Genomic DNA, 12,277 nt, shown 5'->3' with positions numbered 1-12,277 from the left:
GCGGCTCCATGCCTGATTCTGAGACAGGATCACAGAGTCAAGATAAGGCGACCAGTTCCTCAAAGGCATATTTCTTGGTGCCGTAAGATCCACTGAGGTCGCGGTTGAGGCGCGAGCGATGCCCGGTCGCGTGGCCGAGTTCATGCAGCGCGGTGCGATGCCAATTGATCGGCTCGAAATAAGCCTGCGGCGGCGGGACTTGCACGAAGTCTTCAGCCGGTGCGTAGAATGCGCGATCGCCTCCAATCCGAAATGTAATCCCGGTGGCCTTGATCAGGGACTCCACCGTAGGCTCGATCAAACCAGCCGGCGGTGGCGGAGCCGCGGTCGCGATCTCGTCCGGAAGTCCGTCGCATTGATCCGTATTAAAGACGGTGAATCGCTTGAGAAATGGAATGGCCCGCGCTTCGTCGCCGGTCTCGGCGGCGCGCCGCTTTTCGTCGCTGGGTACGAAACGGTCAGCATAGACCACGGTGGTGCCGCGCTCGCCCTTGCGCACGTGGCCGCCAAGCGACAGCGCTTGCCGGAACGTGAGCCAGCTTTGACCGCTGTAACCATGCTCGATCGTACTTCCCCAGAGCAGCAGAATGTTGATCCCGCTGTAGGATCGACCGGTCGAAGCGTTTTTCGGCAGCGCTAAAGGCGCCTTTGCCGCGGCAGTGCCCCAAGGCTGGACCCAGGGCACGCGACCTGCCTCAAGCTCGGCAATGATCTTATCGGTGATTTCGTCATAGAGGGGCGCCCGGTCCTGACAGGCGCGCGCGCGAGAAGCATGGTTCGACATCGCGGGTCTCCGCGACGGGCGCCGCGAGCCTCTCTCGCAGCCAGTAACCCGTCACGGAAAAACCCAGCCTGCACTCTTACTCTCAGCCTCCTGCGCAAGGGCCGCAGGCCCTGACCAGGCGTGGGCCAAAGCGCATCGCCTTCAAGAAAATGGCACCCGCAGGAGCGTGAGCATAGCGACGCCGAAGGCGGCACGCGGGACCGAGTGCAGCGACGAGACCGGTTAAGAGGGCACCCGGGAACGGGGCAGTGATAGCGACGCCGGCATACTTCATGGCGGCGGGACCCTTTCCCGAGTGCCCCCGGCGAGGAGCTCCTTAAGCTCTGGCGCGAGGGATCGAAGCCATACGGCCGAGACGCTTTGCGGCTCGGTTCACGAGAGCCCGGTGCGGCGCAGCCGCACGCGCACTATCGCGGTTTCAGGACGCTGATCCGCCTCGCGCGACACGAGCCGCTTCCACTCTCCAAACCTAGAAGCATTGGGACGCGCATCGAGCAACTGAGTCTCGGCCCCACCGTCACGCCGATCTACGCTGCGGTTTCGCTGCCGGTTTCTTCGCCGCAGCTTCCTTCGCCGGCTTCTTTCCGGCAATTGGCATGAGCATTTCCTTCTGACCACTTGCGACCCTGCGCGGCTTCTTGGCCGGCTTGGAGCTCTTTGCCGCTACCTTTTCACTGCCAATGCTCTTGCGCAGCGCATCCATCAGATCGACGACGTTCTCGCCGCGGGGACGTGCTTTGGCGGTGATGGGCTTGCCGGCGCGCTTCTGGTTGATGAGATCGATGAGGGCGGTTTCGTACTGGTCTTCGAACTTGTCCGGCTCGAAGTGGCCCGCTTTCTGATTGACAATGTGTCTGGCGAGATCAAGCATGTCCTTGGTAACTTTGACGTCCTGGATGTCGTCAAAATATTCGTCCGCAGAACGTACCTCGTAAGGATAGCGCAGGAGCGTCCCCATCAGGCCCTTGTCCATGGGCTCAAGGGCGATGATGTGCTCACGGTTGGTCAGCACCACCCGCCCGATCGCGACCTTGTTCATTTCGCGGATGGTCTCGCGAATGACCGCAAAGGCGTCGTGACCGACCTTTCCGTCCGGCACCAGATAGTAGGGACGGATCAGATACCTCGAGTCGATCTCGCTGCGCTCGACGAACTCATCGATCTCGATGGTTCGCGTCGATTCTAGCGCGACATTCTCGAGCTCCTCCTTCGTCACCTCGATGAAGGTGTCGGTGTCGACCTTGTAGCCCTTGACGATGTCCTCGTTGGCGACTTCCTCGCCGGTGTCGGCGTCCACCTTGGCGTATCTGATGCGGTGGCCGGTCTTCCGGTTGAGCTGATTGAACGAGACCTTTTCGGATTCCGACGTGGCCGGATAGAGCGCGACCGGGCAGGTGACGAGGGAAAGACGCAGGAAGCCTTTCCAGTTAGCGCGGGGGGCCATGGCGGGGGAAACTCCGATACTAATGCCGGATTCAAGACGAACGGCCGGGCTTGGTTCCGACACCGCGCCCCTACCAAAAGGATGATTTTTTCTCGAATGCCAGCCCAAGCGGACTCGACTTTTGTTCTCTTTATGTTCTAATTCGGAATGCCCGACCGACCCGCGAGCTGGCGCATGCCGACCCCGAAGCAGATGGAAAAACTGGCTGCCGAAGCCGCCCGGAGGCCGGCTTCCCCCGGTGCGGCTCCAGATGTGCCACTCCCGGCCGAATATTGGGAATCGGTCCTCAAGGACCCTCGCGCCGGCACGACCGGGGCCCAGATACGACAGCGACGTCTTTCGGAAATTCAGCGCCATGTACTCCGCGTCTCCTGCCGCCGCTGCGAGCGGACCGTGGAAATCCAGACCGCCGATGCAGTCCGATTGTATGGCCGCAACGCAGTCTGGAAGGACGTGGCGCAGCGCCTGCTCGACAACACCTGCCAGCAGCGCACCGGCAGGCATGAAGAAGACGGGTGCTGGCCAGCGTTCGAGACGCCGTAGCCCCCTCTGGATTGCCGATCCGAACTGTTTGCGCCTGGATTTCCGGATGGCCCCGAAGTATCACCCTACGCCCCTGTCGGGCGGCGACCGCAAGGCTCTTGCGAAAGAGCTCGGCAAGGCGCGGGCAATGGCCAACATCTTGGCTACCCGATCGGCGGAGACGCGAGCGAAGGGGGAAGCGCTCATCCAGCAGGCCGACAAGCTGCTATGCGAGAGTTGGAACGAACGCATGTGGTCAGACGGAGAACCGATTGATCCGTCCCCGACGATCGATCAAGCGGTGAATGGCGGCTTCCCTTGGCTGGAGATCCAGTGCGCGCGCTGCAAGACGCCGAGCGACGTTGACCTCGCGGCGATGAAGCATCCACCGACCACCTTCGTGCACGACCTCGCCAGCCGGCTGCGCTGTCGCAAGTGCGCCAAGGCGGGCCGGCGTCCATCTGCGACTCTGCTACAATTGGCCTGGCAGCCGCGCCACCCTCGAACCGAAGCCTGACCCATGTGTAATCTCTATTCGATCACAACCAACCAGGCCGCGATCAGCGCGTTGTTCCGCGTCGTGAACCGATACGTCGGCAATCTGGCGCCGATGCCCGGGGTTTTTCCCGATTACAACGCACCGATCGTGCGCAACGGGGCCGAGGGCCGCGAACTCGCCACGGCGCGTTGGGGAATGCCGTCGTCGTCAAAAGCGCTGATGGACGCCACCAAGAAACGAGCCGAGAAGCTGCAGGCCAAGGGCAGGACCGTCGATTTCAAGGAATTGCTACGGATGGAGCCGGACGGCGGCACGACCAACATCCGCAACGTGAAGAGCAAGCACTGGACGAGATGGCTGGGAACCGAAAACCGTTGCCTAGTGCCGTTCAACTCCTTCAGCGAGTTCAACAAGGCCGAGGGCGGTGATATTTGGTTCGCGGTCGATGAGACCCGTCCCCTCGCCTGCTTCGCCGGCATCTGGACCAACTGGACGTCCGTTCGGAAGGTCATGGAAGGCGAGACCACCAACGACCTCTACGCGTTCCTCACAACAGAGCCGAACGCCGAGGTCGACGCCATCCACCCCCAGGCCATGCCTGTGATCCTGACGACGCCAGACGAAGTCGAGACCTGGATGACGGCGCCTCTGGACGAGGCCCTTAAGCTACAGCGGCCGCTTCCCGACAGCAGCCTTCGGATCATCGCCCGCGGCGTCAAAGAAGACCCTCCGGCTTGGCCGTCGTAACTGACGAGGCCGACGACCAAACAGGGCCGCGACCGCGTCCAATCCTCGGCGAATCAGACGATCGCGCGACACTGAAATACCCTGCAAAGTCCCAGTTTTTGGGTCGATAACTTCACTTCAGATCATATAGTTATCCTCCGCATACGAATCACGCTGTTGGAATCTGTCCAAAGGAATACGTCGCCATGGGGCGAGGTCCGAAGCTAGGAAAGGCGAAGCTCGACGCACGGTTTGCGTTTGCCGATACCGCGTTTTCTAGTGGCGTCGATGGCTGGCATTCTCAACTTCGCTTTGCCACCGGCATCGCCGACGGCGAAGACTATCTCCTCCGTCTGTTTAAGAAGACCGGATCTGCGCTCGACGAAGACCTGAAACGACTCATCACGCACGGGCTCAGGCGTGTCCGGCGCGTCCTGTCGTCACGCCGTGCACGACAGCTGTTGGTTGAGGTTCTTGAAATCGTCGAGGACCAGGATGAGATCGGCATCTTGATGGTCGATCCGGGCAGTCCGATCTCCGGGTCGTCGCACAGGGTTCGAGCGCGAGAAGGCCGGCTGCTTACGACGGCCGGTCGCAAGGTGTTTTGGCGCAATATCCTGCGCATAGCCGAAGGACTCGCGCTTTGTCATGATGCGGGAATTGTGCATGGCGCTATCAGCGAACATGCGATCTTCTCGCATAGCGATGAGAAGGAGGATTTCCGACTCGGCGGCTACGAGGCGTGTGTGCACATCGCCGACGGCGATATGGGCGGTGCGGGACATCTCCTGCGGCCCTCGGGCACCGTATCGTTCCGGCAGGACTGGAGCGATCTGGGGCAGACGGCGTCCCGTATCCTTGGCCTTACCGAGGACGGCGGTGGACCTTCCCTGCTGCCGATCGAACGGCGCATGCTCAATCGCCTTGCCAATCCACCACACCATCAGCTTTTCGACGGCAGTATTGTCCTGAGCGAGCTGACGGAGATCGTGGCCGATCTTGACCGGTCAGGATCGAGCGCCGAAGGCGAGCTTGTTCTCTATCCCTCGCCTCAAGTTATCCAAAGCGACCTTCCGGCTCTCACGTCGGGCACGATACAGGCAGATGACCGGGACGCAGTCCTCCGGTTTGTCGAAGACGATCTGAGCGGACCAACGGTACGTACTGTTGCTGTGGATCAGGCCTTTGTGCGTGTCGTCACTGATCTTGCCGCCTATGGCGTGAAAGTCGTCGATGATTGTGTCGGCATGATCGAGAATGCCAACAAAAGGCGGCCTGATGATCACATCTTCGATGCCGTCGAGGTTTCTCACAGGGTCTACCTCGCGCGAACGCGGAAAAGCGCTGAAGAGCGGGTGCGCAAGCTTGGTCCCGGTGCCAAGCGGTGGATCGACGCCAGTGGCAATAGCCGCGCGGCTCAACGACCCGACGATATTCCGACCTGGTACGCCCTCATCCTCCTCGAAGCCTTTACATGGTTGCGGGAGCAGTTTCGCATCTATCCCGTCGAAGTGCTTCATCCGCCATCGGACGGAGATACCGATTTGGCCTGGCTCGCATGCCGCGAGGATGACGAGCGCGACATCCGGCGCAAAATGATGGGACTGCGTCCGGCATACGATGCCTTAGGCCACGAGTTGAAGTACGACGACGGCAAGCCAAATTGGACGCTGTCACGCCTTGATGCGCTCGCCGGCGATCGCGAGCGGCTTCCCGAGCTCAGTTATGAAGGAACGGGCGGCCTCGTCGAGGGACGGCTGACTTACACATTCGCGACCAGCGAAGCGGTCGTGCCGGGGCAGACTCTCTATCTTCGCCCTAGACGCGATAGCGGATTTGAGCGCGCTATCCGCCGTCGCCTTCAAAATATCGTGGCGGCCCGGACCAATATTGAACTCTTAAGAGCGGTCGACGATCCGGCACAGGTCGCGCTCGACGATGTGCTGCGCGATATTGCAGCTCCCGGCAGCACGCCGCCGGACGACATGGATGCATCGAAAAAGTCGGCATGGGACGCGATTGTCGCCGGTAGATCCATCAATGTCGTTGTCGGCCCCCCTGGCGTCGGCAAGACCTTCCTGATCTCGCATCTCGTCAAGAGTATTTTGGGGAAAACACGGGACGCCAGGCTGCTGGTCTCGGCCCAAAACCACGAAACCTTGATTCAGATGGAGGACGAACTCAAAAAGACTCTGGCGGGAGGTCCGGAGATCGTGGTTCGTGTCGACCGCACGCGGCCGACCGACGAAGTAACCTCCCTGCGGACGAACTCCGTTGGCCTGCTCAATTCGGTCTCAGTCGCAGGCCACGCCGCGGAAAGTGCGATGGTCAACCAACGCCATCAAATCAAACAGGCCCTTCAACCCGTGGATCCGTCGGAAACGGTGGTTGCCGACCGCGTGTTTCGCGATACCGAAAATCTGTTGTTGCGATCATCGGATGTGACGCTTGCCACGACGTCGTCCCATATTATCGAAGAAATGATCGCTGACGGCGACCAGTTCGACTGGGTCATAGTGGAGGAGGCTGCCCGCGCCAATGGCGCGGAACTGATCGGCGCACTGTTGTTGGGCAACAGGAGGATCATGGTTGGAGACCATAACCAGCTGTCTCCATTCGATGCCGCGCAGCGGCAAAAGTTCTACGATCCTGAACGCGCGTCGGAGCTGCTGCGGGGCGCGAAAGAGCAACTTGAAACCATCTCCGATCTGCCGCCAGAAGTGAACGAGGCGCTCGATACTATTAAGTCGAACGACTTTCTGCTGAAAGAAGTGCTCGCCACAGCAGCCCGTCTTGAAGAACCCTTCCGATCAGTCGCAGAGCGCGAAGAGCAGCGGGAAAAGGACGCGCGACGGCCGAGTACGATCGTCAACACTCTCCTCGAGCAGAGCCGCATGCACCCCGCCATCGGGGACCTCGTCTCGAATACTTTCTACAACAGAAGGCTCGTTCCCTCCGAACGTGTCAAGCGTCGCGCGCTGACTGTCACGTCGACCGCGCCTCACCTCGCCGCGCCGATCGTTCTCCTCGATTTTCCGCCGCTCAGCGTGACGAAACGGCGCAATTTCGAAACGAAAGTGAAGCGATCGTACCGCAACGACCTTGAAGCTCAGGCTTTGATAGCAGCTTTAAAAGGCTTGCAGCCGGTCGTCGGCGACGACGGCCGCCGGCCCACGCTGGTGATCCTTTCGCCGTATCTGGCGCAGGTTAATTGGTTCAAACACCTGCTCAACCAACAAATCAAGAAAGACAAGACCCTGTTCGGCTTCGTCAGCCCGCGCAGCAATGGAGCGTTTATCTTTACGAGCGACAGCTTTCAGGGCGGTGAAGCCGACGTCGTCGTGGCCAGTCTCACGCGCAACAATGTCATGGTCGGATCGCGTGCGCTCGGCTTCGTTAAGAGCCCGCAACGCATGAATGTGCTGCTCAGCCGCGCCAAGCAAAAGCTGGTTCTTGCCACAAGCCAGCGCTTCATTCGAGAAGTGGTCGAAGGAATAGATCCCGATGGAAACAAAGATGAGCTTGAGTTCCTTCGCAAGATGCTGAAGGAGCTCGCGACGCTGGCCGGGACTGATTACGATCTCGTCAGGAAGGACGGCACCACCGTCAAGGTGAAGGGTGCTTCTATCATCACGGTCGATGAGAACGGGAGATTTCCCGCGTGAAAATCTACCTTCCCGCCTGGCACTATCGTGCGCGTGCCATCGTCCAACGCACCTGGGGATGGAGCCCAATCGAGGAGATGATCCTGCTCGCGCTCGATCGCGCCCCAGACACGATCGAGGGTGTTGCCGCGTCGCTCGGAGTTCCCGTCCAGGTCGCCGGCTCGACCATAGCGCGGCTGATGCAGTTCGGCTTAGTCGAGATTCGGCTGTCACCTGTTCCTCAACTGGCGACAAGCACTGTCGGTCACGACTTCATCCGGTTGGGGGGCGCTCTGCCAGAGCGAACCGAAGATCGCGAGATTCACATCAGTCTTGTGCTGGAAAAGGTCGGGCACTCCGTCTTTCGCAACCGCGACGTCGACACAGTCCAGCTCCATCGATTGTCCCACGCGGAGCACAAGGTCAACTTTCCTGCGGGGCCCGATGAGACCGACGACACGATGGTGGTTCGCGTCACCCAGTTTGTGACGAACATGCTTCGCCCAGGTGAATGGTTGCGCGGCGTGCAAACCATCAATTCGGTCCTCGAAAGGAAATATCTCGCCATCGAACTCAATGATGTGAAAAACGGTCTGCTCCCCGAGGGAGCCAGTCAAGATCTGATTGAATCCCTCCGAGCAACCCTCAAAACCGGCATCCTTCCTGAAGCCAGCGATCCACAACCAGACCGGTCACCGACCATCGATACGGCGATATCCACTGACGACTTGATCATGGGCGGCGACCAGCATCTGGAGACCTTCGAGCGCATCGTCGGCCAGGCCGAAGAAGACGTCTTTGTACTTTCGACCTTCATTACGCCGCACGAAGGAAAATACACGGAGCGCCACGAACGTATCCGCATCGCGCTTGAGCGGGCTTGTCTACGTGGCGTACGTTGCCATTTGTTCTATGGCACCGTGCTTGACGCCGAGAGAAAAAATGCAATCGCAATGCAGGAGCTGAACGTTCGACTCTCCTCAGTGCGCAACGCGCGTGGTTTTGTGCTTGCACACCGCGACTCGGTTCGAAGCCACGTGAAATGTCTCGCCGCAGATGACGGCCAAGGAGGGGCTGTCGTCTTGCTGGGCTCCTCCAATTGGCTGTCGTCGCCTTTTTCGGCCGTGGAGCTTTCTGTCGAGCTCACCGAAAATCAGGCGGCAGCGGCCGGCTTGGATCTTTTGCGTTCGATCATCTCGCCTCTTTCGAGCGCAAGTCGTTCGATCGAAACGCTACAGTTCATGGCATCGGACTTGAGGCGCACCAGAAGCCCCCTATCACCCACTACCGATACCGGCCAGAGCGTGCCGGTTCGGATGACTTTCCTGCAGGCTGACGATCACGAGCGATTGCTACGGCAGGTGGCGCACGAGGCCGATGAACGGTTCGTTTGCTGCAGCAACAAGGTCGGTGCACCCATGGTGCCCGGGCTCTTCAACCCGGCCGAAATCGCGGGCCGCCGCCTCGGCGACGTCCGTGTCTATTATTCGCGCTCGTCTGGACCCATCAAGCGGCGGCATGTCAGGGCCCACCGCGATCGGCTGAACGGCGTCGTCGATCTGATTGCCGTGGAGGATCCGCAAGTCCACGCGAAATTCCTGCTGTGGGGCAATGATGATGTTGTCGTGAGCACGATGAATTGGGGCTCTCAGACAGGTTCGCCCGACAATCCTCTCGACGAGATTGGCCTACATCTGGAAGGGGAAGGCCTGGCTACATCCCTTTTGGCAAAATTCGAGGGAGAGCTCGAGGGCTGATCGACCCATATAGCGGGTTACATGAGCTTAGTATGCGCAATGATCTGCATCTGGTGCCTAAACGAATTTGAACGCCTTTCGACCGAGCACGGCATCCCTGAGGCTCTCGGGTGCCCGGAAGACTTGGTCTTGCGCAACGTGATGTGCGTAAACTGCAACAACGCCTTGGGGACGGTGGATCAGGCCCTATTAAAGCAGTTCGAGGTGGCGACTGTCGTCTATGGCGTGCCCCGAAAGGGCGGGCGTAGACCTTCAATTGATAGCTGGCGCGCCATCAGCAGCAAACACTCGGCGACTGGACAGCATATTTTTCTCAACGCTGGGCCTCAAATTGTGGAAGCAGAGGGAAAGCGCCTGCACCCAGCGGCCAAGTCCAACGGTATTTTTGACACGTGGATAGAGCCGGAGGCCGGACGGCTCGGATTCAGCCAGCAGTTCGGGAATGACCCTCGTTTTGTGCGTGCACTCTACAAGATCGGGCTCAATCTTATCGCCAGGCACTATGGCGTAGCCGAAGCAGCTGACACACGATACGAACATGTTCGTGCGTTTGTATGGGGCCGACCTGACGCGCCAGCACTGCGTGCGGCGATGGACACAACTCAAACCCTAGGACCTGTTACGGGTGCGTCCACTCCGATCGCAAAAGACGGACGTAATTTTCCGCTGTTCAGCGTAACTATCCTTGGTCTGACGTTCTTGATCGACATGTCACCGCAGCAGCTGGGCCTTCGTGATTTGGAAGCCGCGGCGACTGTCCGTAATGAATTTCTCGTTTTTCTGCCGCCAGGGCGCCCATCATCAAATCGCTGAACTTCCAGGCTGGCGAGAGCGTTTTGCTCGCCCTAACCCTGATTGGTGCCTTGAAGGTTCAAGGCAAACCTCGAAGTTGGCAATGCGATGGCGCGCAATACAACAATAGTTCTTGAGCTCGATTCAGTGCATATCGACACTACCGCTTGCCGTAACGACGCCTCAAGAGCGCCAAACACTGCCGCATCGTTTGCTCGTCCTTTGTGTGGACGGTCGGGGAGACCAGGCCGGGCAGCTCTGGATCGCCCGCTGTCATGTAGAGGCGAAGCATGTCGAGCCGCGGAAGCAGCTTCGATGCTTCTCGCTCCAGTTCATCAACCCATTTCGCTTTCTTGATCAACTCTGCTTGAAAGCTGCGCAAAAGACGGGTTGCAATTTCGAGATGCCCTCCAGACAGTTCAGCGGCTTCGCGCGGCGACATCCCGTCAAGGTCCGAGTGTGGTGCCTCTAGCCAATTCGAATGGGCATCGCCGATCCGCGAGATTGAAAGAGCCGTGATTGTCCTTAGCCGCTCCAAACGCTGAAGTCGCTCTGCTTCCTCCTCTTCGGCCTTGCGCTCGGCGGCCCGGCTGTCGTGGATCGAACGCATCGCCTGAAGCGCACCGCGAACCGGCAGCCCGAGATCATCGGCCTTCTGCTCAGATTCATCTTTGAGAACTGCAAGGGTGGTCGCGAGAGCTTTTTTTAATGCCTGCCAAGCGGCATCGCCCTTGGTGGCGATTTGCTTCAGGGATTGCTGGCCATCCGGCGCATGCTCCATCCAAGATGCGACGTCGAAGCCCTGTCGCTCAATATCGGATCCAAGGAGGGCAATACTTTTGCCGAGACCGCTTAGGGATGCCAGCCGCGCCGCCAGCTGTGCAGCCTCTCGATCCGCACGATCCTGCTCAATGCGGCGCTGATGCAATTCAGCGGATCGCCGCTGCGTCTGCTTCCAGGCCCAGCCTGTATCCTCCACAATTCCTTTGACAGCAAGAGAACGCAGGAACTTAAGGACGGCTCGTTCGGCACCACCTTTAGGAAGGTTGGCGTCAACCAGAAGTGGATCCTGGTGCTGCCCGCTGAATTCCTCTGTGATCCAATCGCGCGTGCGAAACTCTCCGATCACGGAGAACGGGATTACGCCACTGAAACGCGGTACCATGTCACACAGGATGGCCGCCTTCCACACCTTGGGATGAACCGTGAAATATCCCTCTCCGATGGAAGGCCCGTCAAGGAGCGTGCCGTCTCCCGCCGCAGCAACAGCTTGTACCTGGGGCGATTCCCGCCAGTCAGACGATAATGCCCTTTGTCGTGCGGAAGCATAGGTTGCTTTGACCTTCTCGATCTGGATGCGACGTCTCTCCTCTGCTGCAGCTGCTTCCTGTTTCTCTATTTGCTCCAGTTCATCTCTGACGTGGGCGGCCTTGCGATTATAAATCCATTCACGCGGAGCCGACGTTAGAATCGCCTCGTCGAGACCTGCTATCGTCGTGTCTCGGGACAGCGCAGATAGATCAATTTCTACTGCCGAGATGCCAGCGCCCGAGATCTTGGCCCGCTTCTCGTGGCCGCAGCGATGCGTCACATAGACCTCGACCTGCATTCGATCATCGCCTTTTTGCAGGATAACATCCGGAATGGTTTCACCATCCATGGTCTCCAGCATAGCTGAGTCAAAGACGAAAGGCTTTGCCTGGCGAATTGTCCTGATGTGCGCGCCGTACGTGGCCTGCACGGGGGGAAGAACGAGGCTTTTGCGGCTATTGAGCAATTGCTCGGCATAATGATGGAGCGCCGTCATATTGCCGTGCTTGCAACTCGGGGCGATACCTGCTTCTCGCTCCGCCGCCGTGAGTGGCGCATGCGCGAAGTGGTGGGCCATGTCACTATCAGGCTTTCGCGCGACGAGCTTTCGGCCGCAATTTCTGGCCGGACACTGACAGCCACATGACGAGCCACGCGACGCCTGCGAAATGTGGATGATCTCCCCATCCCAGCGCTTGCCAAAGGCAAGCCTAACGCCATCTCGGGCGAAGAAGGCGTGGCCAATTTTTGACAATGCAGCCAACGGATCCATGGCGTCGCCATCAATTGCAGTGAGGT

General features: G+C 59.4%; 8 protein-coding genes and 1 pseudogene. 6 read left to right on the top strand and 3 right to left on the bottom strand.

Translation table 11 applies throughout. The annotated features are described in order from the left end of the window. Positions 1–46: 46 nt before the first annotated feature. Together AX729_RS03750 and ku are read right to left on the bottom strand one after the other, a co-directional pair. Positions 47–784 (bottom strand): annotated as a pseudogene (locus AX729_RS03750) (ArdC family protein); the annotation flags it as partial. 517 nt (positions 785–1,301) lie between these two features. Then, positions 1,302–2,228, bottom strand: a complete 927-nt coding sequence (ku, locus tag AX729_RS03745) for a non-homologous end joining protein Ku (protein ID WP_061020554.1) — start codon at positions 2,226–2,228, stop codon at positions 1,302–1,304. A gap of 147 nt (positions 2,229–2,375) precedes the next feature. On the opposite strand from ku, the gene AX729_RS40995 reads away from it, so the two are divergent. The 6 genes from AX729_RS40995 (at position 2,376) to AX729_RS03715 (ending at position 10,189) form a co-directional block, all read left to right on the top strand. Continuing rightward, a complete protein-coding gene (locus tag AX729_RS40995) occupies positions 2,376–2,771 on the top strand; it encodes a hypothetical protein (protein ID WP_245325053.1) in 396 nt (131 codons plus the stop codon). 46 nt (positions 2,772–2,817) lie between these two features. Beyond that, positions 2,818–3,267, top strand: a complete 450-nt coding sequence (locus AX729_RS03735) for a hypothetical protein (protein WP_061020552.1) — start codon at positions 2,818–2,820, stop codon at positions 3,265–3,267. A gap of 3 nt (positions 3,268–3,270) precedes the next feature. Continuing rightward, positions 3,271–3,996: an SOS response-associated peptidase gene (locus AX729_RS03730; protein ID WP_061020551.1), complete on the top strand. Its 726-nt coding sequence runs from the start codon at positions 3,271–3,273 to the stop codon at positions 3,994–3,996. A 185-nt stretch (positions 3,997–4,181) separates the two neighbouring features. Next, positions 4,182–7,640, top strand: coding sequence for a DEAD/DEAH box helicase (locus AX729_RS03725; protein ID WP_082770329.1), 3,459 nt, complete (start codon positions 4,182–4,184; stop codon positions 7,638–7,640). Beyond that, a complete protein-coding gene (locus tag AX729_RS03720) occupies positions 7,637–9,376 on the top strand; it encodes a phospholipase D-like domain-containing protein (RefSeq protein ID WP_061020550.1) in 1,740 nt (579 codons plus the stop codon). Before AX729_RS03725 ends, AX729_RS03720 begins: the two co-directional genes overlap by 4 nt. A gap of 129 nt (positions 9,377–9,505) precedes the next feature. Next, positions 9,506–10,189: a hypothetical protein gene (locus AX729_RS03715; RefSeq protein ID WP_492338710.1), complete on the top strand. Its 684-nt coding sequence runs from the start codon at positions 9,506–9,508 to the stop codon at positions 10,187–10,189. A gap of 139 nt (positions 10,190–10,328) precedes the next feature. Here the strand turns inward: AX729_RS03715 and AX729_RS03710 are convergent, their stop codons facing one another. Beyond that, the gene (locus AX729_RS03710; RefSeq protein ID WP_061020548.1) at positions 10,329–12,251 is read right to left on the bottom strand and encodes a hypothetical protein; all 1,923 of its coding nucleotides are present in this window, start codon (positions 12,249–12,251) and stop codon (positions 10,329–10,331) included. Positions 12,252–12,277: the final 26 nt, after the last annotated feature.

This window comes from Bradyrhizobium sp. CCH5-F6 (assembly GCF_001556045.1).
Classification (GTDB): Bacteria; Pseudomonadota; Alphaproteobacteria; order Rhizobiales; family Xanthobacteraceae; genus Bradyrhizobium.
The sequence above is the reverse complement of the archived record's forward strand: the minus strand, read 5'-3'. Positions and strand labels throughout refer to the sequence as shown.

What these genes read in the sequence shown, in the direction of transcription:
- ku (WP_061020554.1), bottom strand. Translation starts at nt 2,228, where the DNA reads ATGGCCCCCCGCGCTAACTGGAAAGGCTTCCTGCGTCTTTCCCTCGTC.
- AX729_RS40995 (WP_245325053.1), top strand. Translation starts at nt 2,376, where the DNA reads ATGCCCGACCGACCCGCGAGCTGGCGCATGCCGACCCCGAAGCAGATG.
- AX729_RS03735 (WP_061020552.1), top strand. Translation starts at nt 2,818, where the DNA reads ATGGCCCCGAAGTATCACCCTACGCCCCTGTCGGGCGGCGACCGCAAG.
- AX729_RS03730 (WP_061020551.1), top strand. Translation starts at nt 3,271, where the DNA reads ATGTGTAATCTCTATTCGATCACAACCAACCAGGCCGCGATCAGCGCG.
- AX729_RS03725 (WP_082770329.1), top strand. Translation starts at nt 4,182, where the DNA reads ATGGGGCGAGGTCCGAAGCTAGGAAAGGCGAAGCTCGACGCACGGTTT.
- AX729_RS03710 (WP_061020548.1), bottom strand. Translation starts at nt 12,251, where the DNA reads ATGGATCCGTTGGCTGCATTGTCAAAAATTGGCCACGCCTTCTTCGCC.